Below are 17,702 nucleotides of genomic sequence, written 5' to 3'. Positions count from 1 at the left end.
AAGCGGCATCAACGGCTCAATCAGCTTCCAGCGGACCTGGATCGGGGCAGGGAACGTCTCAACTCTCCGCCTTGCTCAGATGTCCCAGGACTTCGGGCGTGCGAGCGCCTCCCACTCGTCGCGGAGCAGGGACAGGACCGCGAGGTCATAGCGGCGTCCCCGGTGCAGACATGCTGAGCGACGCACTCCCTCCTGGACGAATCCCGCTTTGGCCAGGACGGTGAGCGCGGCGGTGTTGACGGTGTGAGTGACTGCCTGGATGCGGTGCATGGGCAGTTCGCCGAAGGCGAGATCGACCAGCGCGTCGAGCGCGTCCGTGCCGTATCCCTGCCCTCGGTAGTGTGAGTCCAGCAGCAGACAGACTTCCGCCGTACCGTCGGTAATGTTCTGGTCGACGAGGGCGATGTGGCCGATCGGTGTGCTGTCGGAAAGCAGGACGAGGAAGTCGTCACGGTCCTGATCATCTCTGTCGCGCTCCACACGCTCGCGGAGGGCGGAGAGGGAACGAGGCCAGAAGCCGATCTCATGAGCGGCGACGGGGTCGGAGAGCCAGCTGTGCATCAACTCGGCGTCGTCGACGTCGACAGGCGCGAGACCGACCTTCCTTCCTCGCCAGCACGGCTCTCTGTCCGTCGCTATGGCCTGATCACCTGTCATGTTCTCGATCACAGGCGGATGCTACGGGTCGGCCGGGACTGTGACGAGCCAATTAAGCCGTTGAACACCAATGATCCGACGCCGGGGAACGGTCGGTTCAATGCCCCTCCTCCCGATACGCCGTCCAGGACGACCGAGTGGGCACACGCGTCGCTGACAGCAGGAACAACGCAAAAAGCCGACCGGTCGGCCCACAGCTTGAGGCGAGCGTGTTGGGGACGTGCCGGCGTTGTCAGTGGGAGCCGAGATGATTTCCCCGGATTCGGGCCCGCGGGGAAGCCGGGGCCAGTTGCTGCTTCGGACAAGGGGGAGTGCGCTGTGAGGACACTCGTGAGCGGCGAGGTGCATGTTCATCGATGCGGTCTACGCCGCCATCGCCGCCTACGGCGAGGACTACCCAAGCCTCCTCGACGAGGTATGGACTACGGTCCACGAGCAGGGACGGGGTCGATGACCGAGATCCTGGCGCCACGATCCCCTCGTCCCCTAAGCATTTGTTCTGTCTGTGCGGACCGAGTGGCCGGCCGGTCCCTGAAGCCTGGTCGGTTTCGACCTGAAGCTGCGCCAGCACGTCCATGAGATCGAGAACGTGCGCGTCCTACGGCCATGAGTTGGAACGGCCCCTCACGGCCGATGGACGACGAGGCCCGCTGTCTGCTTCACGACGACGCCCTCAAGCCCGAATGCCGCCTCGCCGGCCTGCTGCCGCCCCGCCGTACCCAGCGGCCCGCAGCGATCTCCCGACCGCGGCATGTTCTCCACCACCGACCTGCGGCCGTTGCCGGCCGAGCGGGGGGTCGCCTGTCGCCGGGCCGGACCTACCGGCTGGTGGGCGAGCGGCCCGAGCGTGTGAGCCCGGCTGTTCCCCGGCGCCTACACCGGACGACCCGCCCCCTGCGGCTGCCGCCCCGGATGCGACTGCTGCACCTGAGCTGCCCGGAGACCCGACATGAGCAATGCTCAAGCCATGAAGATCGAGCTGCTGGTCGTACCCGACTGCCCGAACACCCAACTTGCAGCCGACCGGCTCCGCCGGACGCTTGACGGGCTGGGTCTGCACGACGTGACGTTCCAGACACACACCGTCGCCGACCAGGCCGAGGCCGAAGAAGTGCATTTCGCAGGCTCGCCGACGATCCTGATCGACGGACGCGACCCCTTTGCCGAGCCCGGCCGGGCCGCGGGACTCACCTGCCGGGTATACGCGACCCCGGACGGTCTGAGCGGCGCACCAGCGACCGACCGGCTGCGCCAAGCCCTCCTTCTCGCTCTTGCCGGGTGTCATGCGCGCGTGCCCTCGCGGGAGATAGGAGACAGTCTTCGCGTCACATGACACCCGTGATGGCGTGAGACTGCAATTGGTGCGGACGGCCGGGGTGAGGGATGGTGGATGACGGGGTGTCTTCCGAGACTCCGGAGCAGCCATGGACCGCTATCCCCCCATCGCCGAGCACGGTCTGGTGGGTGACCTGCAGACCGCGGCGCTTGTCTCGTCGCAGGGCGTCGTCGACTGGTTCGCCGCTCCAAGGTTCGACTCTCCCAGCATCTTCGCCGCCCTGCTCGACCACGACCGCGGCGGGTACTTTCGTCTGGCGCCCGAGGGAACCGACGCTGCCTGTAGACAGCTCTACTACCCCGACACGGCCGTCCTGGTGACCCGGTTCATGTCGCCGGACGGCGTGGGCGAAGTGGTCGACTTCATGCCTCCCGACCAGACCCGCACCCCCACGGACCGCCACACCCTGATCCGCGGTGTACGCGCCGTGCGGGGCACCGTCGACTTCACGCTCGAGTGCCGCCCGCGCTTCGACTACGGCCGGGCCGAGCATCAGCTGGAACTCGACGGCCAGGGCGCCCTGTTCCGGGCTCCGGGCATCGATGGGCACCTGCAGACCACCTTCCCGCTGGAGCGGGACGGCCAGGACGTGCGCGGCAAGGTGACGCTGAGGGCCGGTGAGTCCCACGGCGCGGTCTTCACCGTCTGCGCGTCCGGCGCCGAGGCGCCTGCCTTCCCCACCGTCGACGGGCTGACAGAACAGCTCCAGGAGGTCGTCCGCTTCTGGCAGCAGTGGCTGTGCCAGTCCCGCTACCGGGGCCGTTGGCCCGAGCTCGTGCACCGCTCGGTCATCACCCTCAAGCTCCTTACCTATGCCCCCACCGGCGCCTTGATCGCGGCGGCCACGACGGGTCTGCCCGAGCAGGTCGGCGGCGAGCGCAATTGGGACTACCGGTTCACCTGGGTGCGCGACGGCGCGCTGTCCGTACGGGCCATGCTGGACCTCGGCTTCGTCGAGGAAGCCACAGCCTTCGTGCACTGGCTGGTGGACAGGTTGCGCGAGCGCGAGGGCAAGGACGGAGAGTCGTTGCAGACCATGTACCGGATCGACGGCAACCCCGAACTGCCGGAAGAGACACTCGATCAATTCGAGGGCTACCGCGGTTCCTTCCCCGTCCGCATCGGAAACGGCGCTGCCGACCAGCTTCAGCTCGACATCTACGGCGAGGCGGTATACGCGCTGGCGCAAGGGGGCGAGATCGCGCAGCAGGCCACCTACCAGGGGTGGCGGGCACTGGCCAGAACATTGGACTGGTTCGCCGAGAACTGGAACAGACCGGACGAGGGCATCTGGGAGACCCGCGGCGGCCGAAAGGACTTCACCTACAGCCGGGTGATGTCCTGGGTCGCCTTCGACCACGGGCTTCGCCTGGCCGAGTCCTTCCGCAGGCCCGCTGATCTGGAGGGATGGCGCAGGGCGAGAGACGCCGTCTTCGAGCAGGTCATGCAACGCGGCTGGAGCGAGACGGAGCGCGCATTCATCCAGCACTACGACGGCGACGTCCTGGACGCCTCGCTGCTGCTCATGCCGAGGGTCGGGTTCATCGCCCCCAGGGACCCCTCCTGGCTGTCCACACTCGACGCGATGGACCGCAGGCTCGTTTCCGACAGCCTTGTCTACCGCTACGACCCGGCGGCATCTCCGGACGGGCTACGCGGCTCGGAAGGCACCTTCAGTCTGTGCACCTTCCTCTACGTGGACGCGCTCGCCCGGGCGGGCCGGCTGCCCCAGGCCCGCTACACCTTCGAGAAGATGCAGACCTACGCCAACCACGTCGGACTCTTCTCCGAGGAAGTCGGTCCGAGTGGGGAGCAACTGGGAAACTTCCCACAGGCGTTCACCCACCTGTCGCTGATCATGGCCGCCGTCACCCTCGATCAGGCGCTCGACCATGAGCAGGGGCGCTGACCGCATGCCACGGCTGAGCGGCGGACGCGTTCGCCGCTCAGCCTGCGAACGCGTCCGCCGCATGGTCGGTGCCGTCCCTCGCGTCCGCCTACCGCAGCCCACGATGTCGATGACGGTGGCGCCGTACAGGGGGTCTGCTGCCTTTTTTCGATCGCCTCAATGCCCGGTAGAGCCACCGGGGTCTGTGTGTCGTCCAGGGCACTCATGCCTGGGGGTGCTCGGCGAAGAGCCCGGCGCACTGGCGGATCAGCGCAGGAAGAGCTGTGGGCGCGGCGGCCGAACGGGGGCACCGCGACTGGTGACTGCTGCGGGGAGCGACGGCGATCAGCCCGGTGTTCTCGCCGAGGATCATCACCCGGCGGACCGTGACATGGTCTTGCACCAGCAGTCAGCCGCCGGTGGCGAAGCCGGGGAAGAGCGTCATTCCCCCGTCGACGTAGAGCGTGGTGCCGACGACATAGTCGAGCAGGTCGGACGCGAGCGCGACGACGGCGTTGGCGATGTCCCCCGGGTCGCCCACGCGGCCGTACGGGATCAGCCTCAGGAGATCGGCCTCGGCCTCGGGGCTTGACCAGGCGTCGCGGTTGATCGGCGTGCGGATCGCGCCGGGTGCAACCGCGTTGACTCTGATCCGCTGGGGGGCGAGCTCCTGGGCGAGGGTTTGCATCAACATGGCCACACCGCCTTTGGAAGACGCGTAGTTCACATGTCCCGACCACGGGATGATCTGGTGGACCGAGCTCATGCAGATGATTTTCCCGGCTGCGCGGGACACCTCTTCCACCACGCCGCGCCGGACAAACTCCCTGGCGGCCTCCCGGGCGCACAGGAACTGGCCGGTCAGGTTGACGTCGATGACCTTCTGCCACTGGGCGAGCGTCATCTCCGTAGCGGCCGCGTCCCGCTGGAGCCCCGCGTTGGCCACCATGATGTCGATGGTGCCGAACGCCTCGACCATCCGGGCGACCATGGCGACCACCTGGGCCTCGTCGGACACGTCGGCCTCGTGGGCGTAGGCACGGACTCCGAAGCCCTTGATCTGCGCCACGACCTTTTCGGCCTCGTCCGCGCCGGCGACGTAGTTCACGACAACGTCCGCGCCGGCTCGGCCCAGGGCGATGGCGGTGGCCAGGCCGATACCCGAGTTGGCGCCGGTCACCAGCGCCTTCTGACCCCTGAGGAGTTGCGCGGACACGGTCCCGCGGCCTTCGTCGGCGCTACCTGCCACGATCTCTCCTCAGGCAATTTCGAAGGGTGCACCCGCCTACGCGATACACGCCTTCGGGAACAGGCGACGCACATGAGGGAGGGGGCTTCGGCCTGCCCACCGGGACGGGCGCCCAGGAGCTGATGCAGACCTGCGCACCAGAGGAAAGCACTCTGCGCCGCGGGCTGACGGATCGCCGCGCCAGACCGCCGCGTTTCGGACGGGCACGTCACACGGTCGGGTTACGGGCTGGTTCGGCCCCCACCGGCTGTTCCTGCGGTCGGTCAGTCATGTCCGACGCAGGGCAACCGGACGTTCTGCGGCCACCATCGGGTATCAGAGGCAGCCTGCGGCTGAGGGCCCGCGACGATGGTTTTCAGGGCGTTCCTCCCTCACAGGCGATGGCCATCTACGCGGCCATCGCCTGATGTCCGCCCCCCTTTCCGGCATGCGAGCGATATGTGCGAGGGATACGCTGATGAGAACAGTCAGGTTCTCCAGGCGGTGTCGCAGACACCGGTCGCCAGGTTCGAGACGGCCAGTTCTACCTGCGGAGACCTTTGATGAGCACCGCTGTCACCTTCGCATTCGAAGGGGCGGGCAACAGCCGATCTTCTCTCTCGGAGACCGACCCTCGCGTTCTGCGGGCCGTCGCGGCGCCACCACAGGGACCGCAGTTCTGCAGCCTCTGAAACGGAGGGTCGGCATGAGGGTCGTCGTAGATCTTTCCCGATGCCAGGGTTACGCGCAGTGCGCATTCCTTGCCCCGGACGTGTTCCGGATGCACGGCGAGGAAGCGCTGATGTATCACCCGAACCCCGACGACGCTCAGCGCGAACAGGTGGAACGCGCTGCGGCAGCCTGCCCGCTCCAGGCCATTCTCGTCGATCAGCTGAAAGAGCGGGAGGCACCAGTGGAGGCGTCGCCGTCATGAGCAGCGCTCACACCCTCCAGAGGTTCAAGCGCGAGGGGCGCATCGCGATTGTCGGAGCCTCACTGGCAGGACTGCGGGCCGCGGAGGCTCTGCGCGGTGAGGGATTCACCGGGTCGTTGACCATGATCGGCGACGAGCTGGGAGAGCCCTATGACCGGCCCCCTCTGTCCAAGCAGGTGCTGACTGGATGGGTGCCGACCGACGGCACCACGCTGCCGCGGCGTCGCGACATCGACGCGCAGTGGCTTTTGGGCGTGCCCGCCAGCGGCCTTGACCTGGCGACCAATCATGTGCACCTCGCCGACGGCAACGAAGTTGCGTTCGACCGAGTGCTGATCTCCACAGGAGTACGCGCCCGGCCCTGGCCCGTCGAGGCAGAGGCCTCCCTGAACGGCGTCTTCGTCGTCCGCACGCGCGGGGACGCCGACGGCCTGCAGCAAGCACTCGCCGCCGGCCCTTCCCGGGTACTGATCATCGGCGCGGGCTTCACGGGCTCCGAGATCGCTTCCATTTGCCGCGAGCGTGACATTTCGGTCACCGTCGCCGAGCTCGGACCCGCCCCGCTCGTCGGGGCACTCGGCGCCATGATCGGTGACGTTGCCGCCGACTTGCAGCGTGCGCATGGCGTCGACCTGCGCTGCGGTGTCAAGGTAACCCAGCTGGAAGGTGACGCGCAGGGGCGGTTGTGCCGCGCTCACTTCTCCGACGGCAGCACCGTCGACGCCGACGTGGCGGTGGTGGCGCTCGGCGGCATCCGCAACACCGATTGGCTGCAGGACTCGGGACTGGCGGCAGGCGTATGGGGAATCGCCTGCGACTCGGGTTGCCGCGCCTTCGACCTCAACGGCCTGGTCACCGATGACGTCTTCGTCGCCGGAGACGTGGCACGCTGCCCGCACCCGGTCTACGAGTACCGCTTCATCTCACTGGAACACTGGGCCAACGCCGTGGAACAGGCCGACATCGCGGCACACAACATGGTCAACGCTCAGGCGGACCGCTGGCCGCACCTGGCCATCCCGGCGTTCTGGTCCATCCAGTTCGGTGTCAACATCAAGTCCGTCGGTGTGCCGACCTTCGCCGACGAGGTCCTTGTCACCCAGGGCTCAGTGCCCGACCACCGCTTCGTCGCCGCGTACGGCTACCAAGGCCGCGTCACCGCGGCGGTCAGTTTCAACAACGCGAAGTGGCTGGACCACTACCGAAAGCTGATCGAGACGGCCGCGCCCTTCCCGCCACCCTGCCCCACACCCGACCAACCTGTCGACGCGAAGCCGGTGCCCGTCGACTTCCCCGGCCCCATCCTGCTCAGCCAGGGCGCCACGGTAGTGGTCACCGGCCATGACCCGAGCGAGCGGCACGTCACGGCCGTGCGGACCCACCGGTAGGAGGGAAGGCAACATGACCGCGACCAGCACCCTGCACCGAATCCTCGACTACTCCGCCCGCGCCGACCCATACCCGCTGTACGCCGAGCTGCGCAAGACCCCGGTGGCCCTGCAGGAGGACGGCAGCTACGTCATCAGCACCTACCGCGAGATCACCGACATACTGCACAACCCGCACCTCAGCTCGGACGCCCGCAACCTGTCGCGGCCGACGTCGGCAGCCGAAGAGCGCGACACGCCTTCGTTCATCACCACCGACCCGCCCGAGCACGACCGCCTGCGGCGCCTGGCGATGCGCCACTTCGGCCCCCCGTGCACCCCGGGGCTGGTGACCGGCATGCAACCCAACCTGACCGAGATCGTCAGCAGCCTGATCGACGACTTCGCGAACACGCAGCTGGTCGACGTCGTCGACGACTTCGCCTACCCGTTCCCCGTCACCGTGATCTGCCAACTGCTCGGTGTGCCACGCGAGGACGAACCACGGTTCCGCCAGTGGGTGAACGCCATCATCGACTCGCTCGACTACAACCCGAAGACCGACCCGCCGGAGAAAATGAACCACGGCGTGCAGGCCACCAAGGACCTGCACCAGTATCTCGGTGGGCTGCTGGAGCCACGCCACGACCGGCCCGGTGACGACCTGCTGTCACGGCTGGCCAACGACGACGGGCCCGATGGGCGGATGACCGACAAGGAAATCATCAGCACCGCCCACCTGCTGCTCATCGCCGGCCATGAGACCACCGTCAACCTCATCACCAACGGCATGCTGACGCTTCTGCGCCACCCGCACGTACTCCAACGGCTCCGTGACGAACCGGACCTGATCGTGCGTCTGGTCGAGGAGCTGCTGCGCTACGAGCCCCCCGTCCACATCATCCCCTGGCGGGCGGCGTACAGCGACATCACCATCGCAGACACCGTCATCCCCAAGGGCTCCCGGATCACGCTCATGCTCGCCTCCGGCAGTCGCGATCCGGACCGCTTCGACGATCCCGACCGCTTCGACCCCGATCGACAGGACAACCAGCACCTCGGGTTCGGCAGCGGCATCCACCTGTGCTTCGGCGGCCCGCTGGCCCGGCTGGAAACCCAGATCGCACTCAGCGAACTGGTGCGCCGACTCGACCGGCCCAGGCTGGTGACCGACCCGCCGCCGTACCGGCCCAGCCCGATCCTGCGAGGTCCGATTCATCTGCACATCGAGCAGAGCTGATGGGGCTGTGGCCGACGCCCTCACCGTGTGGGGGCGCAAGCCGGAGCCACGCCCAGAAGCGGGCTCTGGCAGCCGTCGGTGTCCGCTGACGCGGGCGGGCTCCCCCGGGGCAGTGACGGACGTCTCCACCCCGGGGCCCGTTGTGCCGGCACTGTGGTCGGGTCCCCGGGTGACACCCACCGCCGGCCGACCAGGCGAGATGCCATGACCGCGACTGCTGCCGTCCGGCGCCGCCCGGGCGGTGGCCGACGGCCGCACCAGGCCCGCGCCGCGCGGATTGCTCACCCGGCAGTCCTGCAGGGCCACCGAACCGGCACCGCGTGCCGGCAGGGCGGTCCACGAGGCGCCGGTGATGTCGCAGCTGTTCATCGCGATCTGGCCGCGCGCGGCGTCCACCACCGGCAGCTCCTCGTCGCGGCCGCGCAGCACCAGATCGGTGAGCATCACGGCTTCGGCCTGGAGCCCCACGGCGCTGCCGTGGGTCGGGCATATCTCGACGCTGCCGCGGGACTGTTCGGCGGCGATGGTGACGAGGACGGTGATGCCCAGACTCTCGGCGTAGGTGCCGGAACGGACGCTGATCACTGCGCCGCTGCGCGCCCTGGCCGGCGCCTCCCCGATCGTTCGAAAGCCGTCGGGCCGCTCTGGGCAGACCGTCAGAACCTGGCGTGACAAGCGGAATCCTCCTCCTTGGGGCCACGCAGCGGTCCGGGGAGCACATTTTCGGAGCGGGTGCGGCACCATCATGCCCGAGCGAGTCACGCAAGCTTCGGCCGGAGCGGGAACGACGTGTGAACCACGGCCTGTTGGACCCCGGGCGGATCAGGCCGGCACGGACGAAACGGGGCGGAAGGCCGATCGGCCCGCCGCCCCGCTCCTGGGTCCTGTCGCGCCGAACTGCGCTCGATGCCTGGCAGGACCTTGCACAGTGACTAGTTGATCGCCTTGATCAGCTCGCCATTGGTGGTGTCACCGCTGAGCTCCCAGAAGAAGGTGCCCCCCAGCCCCTGCTGGTTCTTGTAGTCCATCTTGGTGGCGATGGTGGCCGGGGTGTCGTAGCTCCACCAGTTGGTGCCGCAATGTGCGTACGCCGTACCGGCGATCGTGCCGGTGGTTGGGCAACCGGTCTTCAGGACCTTGTAGTCCTCGATTCCCGCCTCGTACGTACCGGGGGCTGCTCCGGTCGCGGTGCCGCCGGGCGCGTCCTGGGTGACGCCGCTCCAGCCGCGACCGTAGAAACCGATGCCGAGCAGCAGCTTCGAGGCCGGTACGCCCTGTGCCTTCAGCTTGTTGATGGCGGCCTCGCTGTTGAAGCCCTCCTGCGGGATGCCGCTGTACGAGGTCAGCGGGGAGTGCGGGGCGGTCGGGCCCTTCGCGTCCCAGGCGCCGAAGAAGTCGTACGTCATCGGGTTGTACCAGTCGACGTACTTCGACGCGCCCCCGTAGTCGACGGCGTCGAGCTTGCCGCCGTCGGAGCCGTCGGCGGAGATCGCCGAGGTGACCAGGTTGTCCGCACCGAACTTGGAGCGCAGCGCGGCCAGCAGGTTGCCGTAGGCGTCACGTCCGCTGGTGTCGCAGGTCAGACCGCAGGCGTTGGGGTACTCCCAGTCGATGTCGATGCCGTCGAAGACATCGGCCCAGCGGGGGTCCTCCACCAGGCTGTAGCAGGACTCGGCGAACGCGGCCGGGTTCTTCGCGGCCTCGCCGAAGCCGCCGGACCAGGTCCAGCCGCCGAACGACCAGATGACCTTGAGGTTCGGGTGCAGCTTCTTCAGCTTGCGCAGCTGGTTGAAGTTGCCGCGAAGGTCCTGGTCCCAGGTGTCCGCCACGCCGTCGACCGACTGGTCGGCCGTGTACGCCTTGTCGTAGTCGGCGTACGAGTCGCCGATCGCGCATTTGCCGCCGGTGACATTGCCGAAGGCGTAGTTGATGTGCGTGAGTTTGTCGGCCGAGCCCGATGTCTCGATGTTCTTGACGTGGTAATTGCGCTGGTAGACACCCCAGTTGGTGAAGTATCCGACCACCTTGCCGCCGGCCGCTGTGGGGGTGGCGTCGGCGGCTGCAGGGGCCGCGGCCTGCGCGGTGGTGGGGGCCGCGCCGGCCGATGCGGTGCCCGCACCCAGCAGGGCGGCGGTACAGGCGGCTGCGGCGAGCGCCCGGAGGCGGGCGCGGGGTTTATGCGGTCCGAACATCTTGTCTCCTCGTGGGGGAGGGAACTCGGTAGTTGGGGGGCGTGCTTTCGGCCACCCCATGGACTTGGCATGAACGCGGAAAAAGCGTTTCGGTGGAACCATAGATGGACTAGACCAGTTGGGTCAATGGTTCGGACCAATTCCGGTGACCACCCCGCTCGCTGCCGAGTCGCTCCGTCACCCCGTGACGGATATCGTCCGATCGGGCATACTCAAGCCGCCAACAGCCGCTGGCCAGCGACTCTCGTAATCCGGGAGGTCGGCATCGGCTGGGCAGCAGTGCTTCTCCGGGCCGTGCCCGGAAGCCCCCCGGCGGCGCCGCCCACACCCCGCGCGCGCGACCGTCGCAACGCCCGACAGGGAGGAGAGCGCCGTCATGACCGACCGTGCCCCGCAATTGGTGGAACGCCGTCTGCCCACCGAGGAGTCCAGGCAGCTCGTCGCGCTCGTCCGCGACATCGCCCAGCGAGAGATCACGCCGCGGGCGGCCGAGGAGGAGGACGCGGGCCGGTTCCCGCGCGAAGTCTTCACTCTGCTCTCCGAGTCCGGACTGCTCGGACTGCCCTACGACTCCGCCCACGGCGGTGGCGACCAGCCGTACGAGGTCTACCTCCAGGTTCTCGAAGAGCTCGCGGCCGCCCGGCTCACCGTCGGACTCGGTGTCAGCGTCCACTCCCTCGCCTGCCACGCGCTCGCCGGATACGGCACCAAGGAGCAGCGGGCCGAACACCTGCCGGCGATGCTGGGGGGTGGCCTGCTGGGTGCCTACTGCCTCTCCGAGCCCGCCTCGGGCTCGGATGCCGCCTCGCTCCGTACGAAGGCCGTACGGGACGGCGACGACTGGGTCATCACCGGCACCAAGGCATGGATCACCCACGGCGGCATCGCCGACTTCTACACGGTCCTGGCCCGCACCGGAGCCGAGGGCGCCCGTGGCATCACGGCCTTCCTGGTCCCCGGCGACGCCGGGGGGCTGAACGCGGCCGCACCCGAGAAGAAGATGGGCATGAAGGGCTCGCCCACCGCCCAGCTGAACTTCGACGGAGTACGGGTCGCCGACGCCCGCCGGATCGGCGAGGAGGGCCAGGGCTTCGCGATCGCCCTGTCCGCACTCGACTCCGGACGCCTGGGCATCGCCGCCTGTGCGATCGGCGTCGCCCAGGCCGCCCTGAGCGAGGCCGTCGCCTACGCCACCGGGCGGCAGCAGTTCGGCCGCCCCATCGCGGACTTCCAGGGCCTGCGCTTCATGCTCGCCGACATGGCCACCCAGATCGAGGCGGGCCGGGCGCTCTACCTGGAGGCGGCCCGGCTGCGCGACGAGGGCAGGCCCTTCTCGCGCCAGGCGGCCATGGCCAAGCTGTTCTGCACGGACGCGGCCATGCGGGTGACCATCGACGCGGTCCAGGTGCTCGGCGGATACGGCTACACCCTCGACTTCCCCGTCGAGCGGCTGATGCGCGAGGCCAAGGTGCTGCAGATCGTCGAAGGCACCAATCAGATCCAGCGGATGGTCATCGCGCGCCACCTCGCGGGTCCTGAGACACGCTGACCCGTAGCGGTCGCTCCGACCACACGGGCGTCGTCATGATCCGGTTCCACTCCTGGTCATGGCGGCCCGGCAGGGTCCGTCCCGCGCCCTCCCAATGACGCAGCAGGGACCGGTAGATGGGCGGATCCGTGGAGTGCGGCGCCGGTCGCGGCGTGGACCGGGGAGGCACGGGCTGCGGCACCGGCTGTGAACCGGGGTGCGGAACCGATTCTTCGGCGGTCGGAGCGGCGAGACGGCGGCGACCGGGGCCGGCCGTTGAGTGCAGCAGGGTCATGCCTGGCCAACGGTGCGGGGCGGGCCCGGGTCACTGCCCGGCCGATTCGAGAGCCCGTTCGCCGGGTCCCCGGGCGGCGGAGTCTCATCGACAGCGGGCACCACGCCGGCCGGGCCGTAGTGGTGCAGCGCAGATGTGCCGGATGAGCCCGGATGCGTCCGGGCGGTCCCGCGCAGGTGCGGGAAGGGCCCCCTCAGGCGGCGTCGCGCCGCATCTGCGGCACCCGCAGCGGGCGCGAGCCGGGGCCGCCGGCATGCGAGAACGGCTGCATGCGCCAGTCGAGTCCCTGGGGGAGCGTCAACAGCAGGGCCGTCTCCTGTTCCTGGAGGTCGAGCGACTCGTCGGCGGGCCGCGTCTGGGACGCCGCGCGGCCGGTACCGGCACAGACCGTCAGAACGAACGGATTCCACGGAGTCGGGCACAGTGCGTGCTCCGGCAGTACGTCCTCGTCCGCCAGCAGCGCGATCGGCTGCGCGCAGTCCGGGCAGATCACCCGGTACATCTCGAACATGTCGTACGCGTCGGGAGCGGTGTCCTCGACCGGATCAACGGGCTCCGGTTCGGTACGTCCGGTGAGCTTCAGGCTCTGCATGGGAAATTCCCCCCTCAGGTGGGCCGACAAGGCGCCACGGCCTCGACCACAGCAAGCACTTCCCGTCACGCATCGGCCGTAACCACGAGGGGGTCGACTACCCACCCGTAAACCTGTGGCATTCGTCACATGGCCGCCGCAGGTGCCCTTCCGGGGCCCTCACCGCTGTGCCTGGAGGGACCTGGGGCAATAGGTTGATCCGTATGGAGGAGCTGGACCGACAGATCGTGGAGTTGCTCGTCAAGGACGGGCGGATGAGCTACACCGACCTGGGCAAGGCCACGGGCCTGTCCACCTCGGCGGTTCATCAGCGTGTCCGCAGGCTGGAGCAGCGCGGGGTGATCCGGGGCTATGCCGCGGTCGTCGACCCCGAGGCCGTCGGCCTGCCGCTCACCGCGTTCATCTCGGTGAAACCCTTCGACCCGAGCGCGCCGGACGACATCGCGGAGCGGCTTGCGGGCGTCCCGGAGCTGGAGGCGTGTCACAGCGTCGCGGGCGACGAGAACTACATCCTCAAGGTACGTGTCGCGACCCCGCTGGAGCTGGAACACCTGCTCACCCGGATCCGCTCGCTGGCCGGTGTCTCCACCCGGACCACCGTCGTACTCTCCACGCCGTACGAGGCCCGGCCTCCGCAGATCTGAGGGGGCCGCGGAACGCGCGGGTCCGGGCAGGCGCGAGACTGGTCCCATGACCGAGAGCACCGCCCGCCAGAGCGAACACCGCACCGTGCTGCTGCGCGGTGGAGACGTCCACAGCCCCGCCGACCCCTTCGCCACCGCCATGGTGGTCGAACGCGGCCATGTCGCCTGGGTGGGCTCGGAAGGGGCCGCCGACGCCTTCGCGAGCGGCGTCGACGAAGTGATCGACCTCGAAGGTGCGCTGGTCACCCCCGCGTTCACCGACGCCCACGTCCACACCACATCGACCGGCCTGGCCCTCACCGGCCTCGACCTCTCCGGTGCCCGGACCCTCGACGAGGCGCTCGGTCTCCTGCGCGCGTACGTGGCGGCGCACCCCGCGGACCGGGTCGTCCTCGGCCACGGCTGGGACGCCACGCGCTGGCCGGAGCAACGCCCGCCGTCGCGCGGCGAGCTCGACGCGGCCGCCGGCGGACGACCGGTGTACCTGCCCCGTATCGATGTGCACTCCGCGGCCGTCACCACCGCCCTGCTCGATCTGGTTCCGGGCGTCACCCAACTGACCGGGTACCACCCCGGCGCCCCGCTGACCGGCGCCGCCCACCACGCGGTGCGCTCCGCGGCCCACGGCGCCGTCTCGCAGCAGCAGCGCGCCGACGCCCAGCGCGCCGCTCTGCGCCACGCCGCGTCGCTCGGCATCGGCACCGTCCACGAGTGCGGCGGCCCGGACATCTCCGACGAGGAGGACTTCGTCGCGCTGCTCAAGCTCGCCGCGACGGAGATCGGGCCACGGGTCTTCGGCTACTGGGCCGAGCAGGTCGGCGACGAGAAGGACGCCCGCCGCATCCGGGAACTCGGTGCGATCGGCGCCGCCGGGGACCTCTTCGCCGACGGCTCGCTCGGCTCGCACACCGCCTGCCTGCACGAGCCGTACGCCGACGGTCCGGCCGGACACACGGGCACCGCCCACCTGGACGCGGCGCGGATCGCCGCCCATGTCACCGCCTGCACCGAGGCCGGGCTGCAGGCCGGCTTCCACGCCATCGGCGACGCGGCGGTCTCCGCCGTGGTGGAGGGCGTCCGGGCCGCCTCCGAGACGCTCGGCCTGGCCCGGATCCGGGCCGCCCGGCACCGTATCGAGCACGCCGAGATGCTCACCCCCGAGACCGTCGCCGCCTTCGCGGAGCTGGGTCTGACCGCTTCCGTGCAGCCTGCCTTCGACGCGGCCTGGGGCGGCGAGGAGGGCATGTACGCGCAGCGGCTCGGCGCCGAGCGGGCCAGGACCCTCAACCCGTACGCGGCGCTCCTGCGGGCCGGTGTGCCCCTGGCCTTCGGCTCGGACAGCCCCGTGACCCCGCTGGACCCGTGGGGGACCGTACGGGCCGCCGCCTTCCATCGCACGCCCGAACACCGGATCTCCGTGCGAGCCGGCTTCACTGCTCACACCAGGGGCGGCTGGCGGGCCATCGGCCGCGACGACGCGGGGATCCTCGTACCCGGCGCCCCGGCCGACTATGCGATCTGGCGCACCACTGACCTGGTGGTCCAGGCCCCGGACGACCGGGTCGCCCGCTGGTCGACCGACCCGAGGTCGGGAACGCCCGGCCTGCCGGACCTCACCCCGGGTGCCGAGCTCCCGGTCTGCCTGAGCACCGCGGTCTTCGGACAAAATGTCTACGTACGGCCGAACGAGTGACGTCGGGACATTTCGTACCGCCGATCGAAGACGTCCCCGCTCCGCCGCGACCTGCGGATCTTCGCTACTGACCAGGCAAGTTCCGTAATCATTGCAGGTCAGGCCGCTATTGACAGAACGCGCCCACCGGCCGGTAGGTTCGGCCGAGTCCACCACAGGACGTCCGACCGGTTAAACCTCCACGCAGTCGTCGAACGCCGCTGGGTCATGGGGTGGTGTGCCGCACCGGCGCACCACCACTGACAGCCAGGTTCAGCGCCCGCGCCTCGGGGGCGAGGGAAGGTTTCAGCCGGACGGTAGGTGCGACCCGGGTGGGGCCCGGACGTTCAGTAGACAACGGCTCTAGGTCGACCCGCAGCCAGCGGGTCCCAGGTCGGCCCGAAGGGCGCTGGGCCCCCATCCGTAGTTCCCGTCGGTTCCCGTCAGGGGGTCTGTCCGTACTTCCCTCCTTCTGTCCGTGGCGGTGTCCGCTCCCGCCTGACCGCGTCGGTATCGGGCCCCCGCCCGCTCGATATGGTGTGCACCTGCGTACGGACTTAAGGGGCAGTAAGTGAACGACGGCGGTCAGAGGCGATACGGCCCGCTCGGCAGAACCTTGGTGATCATTCCGACCTACAACGAGGCCGAGAACATCAAGCCGATCGTGAGCCGGGTGCGCGCCGCTGTGCCGGAAGCCGACATCCTTGTCGCCGACGACAACAGCCCCGACGGCACCGGCAAGATCGCCGACGAGCTCGCCTCGGCCGATGGCCAGGTCCAGGTGCTGCACCGCAAGGGCAAGGAAGGGCTGGGCGCGGCCTACCTCGCGGGCTTCCGCTGGGGCATCGAGCACGGTTACGGCGTGCTCGTGGAGATGGACGCCGACGGCTCCCACCAGCCCGAGGAGCTGCCCCGTCTGCTCACCGCGCTCAAGGGCGCCGACCTGGTGCTCGGTTCCCGCTGGGTGCCGGGCGGGCGGGTGGTCAACTGGCCCAAGTCCCGGGAAATGATCTCTCGCGGCGGCAGTACGTACTCCCGGCTCCTCCTCGGGCTGCGGACCAGGGACGTCACGGGCGGCTACCGGGCTTTCCGCGCCGAGACCCTGGAGGGTATCGGCCTCGACCGGGTCGCCTCACAGGGCTACTGCTTCCAGGTCGACCTGGCCCGTCGCGCCATCGACGCCGGGTATCACGTCGTCGAGGTCCCTATCACCTTCGTGGACCGCGAGATCGGCGACTCCAAGATGAGCCGCGACATTCTGGTCGAGGCGCTCTGGCGGGTCACCTCCTGGGGTGTCACCTCCCGTACGAACCGGGTCCTCGGCCGCAAGGTGACCTGATCCACCGAAGGCGGCGGGCGCCGGTCCGTCGCTCGTGATCACCCCCATACGTCGATCGGACGTCCGTACGGGCACACTGGGGACCATGACGACCGGCACACCGCCCCCGACCGCCCCCAGGCGCTCACGCGCCCGTACCTTCGTCCCCCTCGCCATCGCCGCCTGGGCGGTGCTGGAGATCTGGCTGCTCACCGTCGTGGCCGACACGGCGGGCGGATTCACCGTGCTGCTGCTCCTGGTGGCGGGGATCGTGCTCGGGGCCGCGGTGATGAAGCGGGCCGGCCGCCGGGCCTTCCGCAATCTCACCGAGACGCTCCAGCAGATGCCGGGGCAGCCCGGGGCCGCCGCTCCGCAGGCCGCACCCTCGGGCAGCAAGGGCAACGGCTTCCTGATGCTGGCCGGGCTGCTGCTGATGATTCCGGGGATCATCTCGGACGTGGCGGGGCTTCTGCTGCTAGTGCCGCCGGTTCGTTCGATGACGGGCCGGTACGCGGAGCGGTCGCTGGAGCGCCGCATGCGCGCCGCGAACCCCGGCAGCCTCTCCGACGCCTTCCAGCAGGCCCGTATTCACCGGCCGGACGGAAAGATCGTGCAGGGTGAGGTCATCCGCCAGGAAGGCACACAGCCGGGTTCCCGCCCCGACGAGGGCCACCGGCCACCGCTGACCCCCTGATTTCCGGACCGTGACGCGACGGAGCCGGGGGGGGGGGGGGGGGGGGGGGGGGGGGGGGGGGGGGGGGGGGGGGGGGGTGGGGTGGGGGGGGGGGGGGGGGGGGGGGGTGGGGGGGGG

The 17,702-nt window shown here is 69.4% G+C and carries 16 protein-coding genes; 11 read left to right on the top strand and 5 right to left on the bottom strand.

What is annotated here, in order from left to right:
- Positions 1-75: 75 nt before the first annotated feature.
- Entirely contained in the window at positions 76-669 is a 594-nt protein-coding gene (locus ACZ7IB_RS19310; protein WP_470913851.1) for a GNAT family N-acetyltransferase, read from the bottom strand.
- 937 nt (positions 670-1,606) lie between these two features.
- Here ACZ7IB_RS19310 and ACZ7IB_RS19305 point away from each other — a divergent pair.
- Both ACZ7IB_RS19305 and ACZ7IB_RS19300 read left to right on the top strand, forming a co-directional pair.
- Positions 1,607-1,990 carry a hypothetical protein gene (locus tag ACZ7IB_RS19305; protein ID WP_470913849.1) on the top strand — a complete coding sequence of 128 codons (384 nt, stop codon included), beginning with the start codon at positions 1,607-1,609 and terminating at the stop codon, positions 1,988-1,990.
- Positions 1,991-2,081: 91 nt separating this feature from the next.
- Complete coding sequence (locus ACZ7IB_RS19300; protein WP_470913847.1) at positions 2,082-3,902, top strand: glycoside hydrolase family 15 protein; 1,821 nt, start codon at positions 2,082-2,084, stop codon at positions 3,900-3,902.
- Between the two features lie 202 nt (positions 3,903-4,104).
- On the opposite strand, the gene ACZ7IB_RS19295 is transcribed toward ACZ7IB_RS19300, so the two are convergent.
- Together ACZ7IB_RS19295 and ACZ7IB_RS19290 are read right to left on the bottom strand one after the other, a co-directional pair.
- Positions 4,105-4,284: a hypothetical protein gene (locus ACZ7IB_RS19295; RefSeq protein ID WP_470913844.1), complete on the bottom strand. Its 180-nt coding sequence runs from the start codon at positions 4,282-4,284 to the stop codon at positions 4,105-4,107.
- A gap of 6 nt (positions 4,285-4,290) precedes the next feature.
- Positions 4,291-5,130 (bottom strand): SDR family oxidoreductase, encoded by an 840-nt coding sequence (locus tag ACZ7IB_RS19290; protein WP_470913841.1) that lies wholly within the window; start codon positions 5,128-5,130, stop codon positions 4,291-4,293.
- Positions 5,131-5,815: 685 nt separating this feature from the next.
- Here ACZ7IB_RS19290 and ACZ7IB_RS19285 point away from each other — a divergent pair.
- The 4 genes from ACZ7IB_RS19285 (at position 5,816) to ACZ7IB_RS19270 (ending at position 9,322) form a co-directional block, all read left to right on the top strand.
- On the top strand, positions 5,816-6,043 hold the full coding sequence (locus ACZ7IB_RS19285) for a ferredoxin (protein ID WP_470913839.1): 228 nt from the start codon (positions 5,816-5,818) through the stop codon (positions 6,041-6,043).
- Positions 6,040-7,431, top strand: coding sequence for an NAD(P)/FAD-dependent oxidoreductase (locus ACZ7IB_RS19280; protein ID WP_470913836.1), 1,392 nt, complete (start codon positions 6,040-6,042; stop codon positions 7,429-7,431). Before ACZ7IB_RS19285 ends, ACZ7IB_RS19280 begins: the two co-directional genes overlap by 4 nt.
- A 13-nt stretch (positions 7,432-7,444) precedes the next feature.
- Positions 7,445-8,650 carry a cytochrome P450 gene (locus ACZ7IB_RS19275; protein ID WP_470913833.1) on the top strand — a complete coding sequence of 402 codons (1,206 nt, stop codon included), beginning with the start codon at positions 7,445-7,447 and terminating at the stop codon, positions 8,648-8,650.
- A gap of 204 nt (positions 8,651-8,854) precedes the next feature.
- Positions 8,855-9,322: a hypothetical protein gene (locus ACZ7IB_RS19270; protein ID WP_470913831.1), complete on the top strand. Its 468-nt coding sequence runs from the start codon at positions 8,855-8,857 to the stop codon at positions 9,320-9,322.
- Between the two features lie 260 nt (positions 9,323-9,582).
- Here ACZ7IB_RS19270 and ACZ7IB_RS19265 read toward each other — a convergent pair whose 3' ends face one another.
- On the bottom strand, positions 9,583-10,842 hold the full coding sequence (locus tag ACZ7IB_RS19265) for a glycoside hydrolase family 18 protein (RefSeq protein ID WP_470913828.1): 1,260 nt from the start codon (positions 10,840-10,842) through the stop codon (positions 9,583-9,585).
- Positions 10,843-11,218: 376 nt separating this feature from the next.
- On the opposite strand from ACZ7IB_RS19265, the gene ACZ7IB_RS19260 reads away from it, so the two are divergent.
- Positions 11,219-12,391, top strand: coding sequence for an acyl-CoA dehydrogenase family protein (locus tag ACZ7IB_RS19260; RefSeq protein ID WP_470913826.1), 1,173 nt, complete (start codon positions 11,219-11,221; stop codon positions 12,389-12,391).
- Between the two features lie 467 nt (positions 12,392-12,858).
- On the opposite strand, the gene ACZ7IB_RS19255 is transcribed toward ACZ7IB_RS19260, so the two are convergent.
- Positions 12,859-13,257 (bottom strand): hypothetical protein, encoded by a 399-nt coding sequence (locus ACZ7IB_RS19255; protein ID WP_470913824.1) that lies wholly within the window; start codon positions 13,255-13,257, stop codon positions 12,859-12,861.
- 203 nt (positions 13,258-13,460) lie between these two features.
- Here ACZ7IB_RS19255 and ACZ7IB_RS19250 point away from each other — a divergent pair, with 203 nt between their 5' ends.
- From ACZ7IB_RS19250 to fxsA, 4 genes are all read left to right on the top strand, one after another.
- Positions 13,461-13,901, top strand: a complete 441-nt coding sequence (locus tag ACZ7IB_RS19250) for an Lrp/AsnC family transcriptional regulator (RefSeq protein WP_024493538.1) — start codon at positions 13,461-13,463, stop codon at positions 13,899-13,901.
- Positions 13,902-13,947: 46 nt separating this feature from the next.
- Entirely contained in the window at positions 13,948-15,594 is a 1,647-nt protein-coding gene (locus ACZ7IB_RS19245) for an amidohydrolase (RefSeq protein ID WP_470913822.1), read from the top strand.
- A 550-nt stretch (positions 15,595-16,144) separates the two neighbouring features.
- A complete protein-coding gene (locus ACZ7IB_RS19240) occupies positions 16,145-16,912 on the top strand; it encodes a polyprenol monophosphomannose synthase (RefSeq protein ID WP_470913820.1) in 768 nt (255 codons plus the stop codon).
- Between the two features lie 85 nt (positions 16,913-16,997).
- Positions 16,998-17,585, top strand: a complete 588-nt coding sequence (gene fxsA / locus ACZ7IB_RS19235; RefSeq protein ID WP_470913818.1) for an FxsA family membrane protein — start codon at positions 16,998-17,000, stop codon at positions 17,583-17,585.
- Positions 17,586-17,702 lie beyond the last annotated feature (117 nt).

Source organism: Streptomyces sp. NPDC037301 (assembly GCF_055602785.1).
Note: the sequence above shows the minus strand (reverse complement) of the source record. Positions and strands in the feature narration are given on the sequence as shown.

Bases quoted from the DNA above. Each gene is read 5' to 3' on its own strand.
- ACZ7IB_RS19270 (WP_470913831.1), top strand. From the start codon at position 8,855: ATGACCGCGACTGCTGCCGTCCGGCGCCGCCCGGGCGGTGGCCGACGG.
- ACZ7IB_RS19265 (WP_470913828.1), bottom strand. From the start codon at position 10,842: ATGTTCGGACCGCATAAACCCCGCGCCCGCCTCCGGGCGCTCGCCGCA.
- ACZ7IB_RS19285 (WP_470913839.1), top strand. From the start codon at position 5,816: ATGAGGGTCGTCGTAGATCTTTCCCGATGCCAGGGTTACGCGCAGTGC.
- ACZ7IB_RS19305 (WP_470913849.1), top strand. From the start codon at position 1,607: ATGAGCAATGCTCAAGCCATGAAGATCGAGCTGCTGGTCGTACCCGAC.
- ACZ7IB_RS19300 (WP_470913847.1), top strand. From the start codon at position 2,082: ATGGACCGCTATCCCCCCATCGCCGAGCACGGTCTGGTGGGTGACCTG.
- ACZ7IB_RS19255 (WP_470913824.1), bottom strand. From the start codon at position 13,257: ATGCAGAGCCTGAAGCTCACCGGACGTACCGAACCGGAGCCCGTTGAT.
- fxsA (WP_470913818.1), top strand. From the start codon at position 16,998: ATGACGACCGGCACACCGCCCCCGACCGCCCCCAGGCGCTCACGCGCC.
- ACZ7IB_RS19250 (WP_024493538.1), top strand. From the start codon at position 13,461: ATGGAGGAGCTGGACCGACAGATCGTGGAGTTGCTCGTCAAGGACGGG.
- ACZ7IB_RS19260 (WP_470913826.1), top strand. From the start codon at position 11,219: ATGACCGACCGTGCCCCGCAATTGGTGGAACGCCGTCTGCCCACCGAG.
- ACZ7IB_RS19245 (WP_470913822.1), top strand. From the start codon at position 13,948: ATGACCGAGAGCACCGCCCGCCAGAGCGAACACCGCACCGTGCTGCTG.
- ACZ7IB_RS19280 (WP_470913836.1), top strand. From the start codon at position 6,040: ATGAGCAGCGCTCACACCCTCCAGAGGTTCAAGCGCGAGGGGCGCATC.
- ACZ7IB_RS19275 (WP_470913833.1), top strand. From the start codon at position 7,445: ATGACCGCGACCAGCACCCTGCACCGAATCCTCGACTACTCCGCCCGC.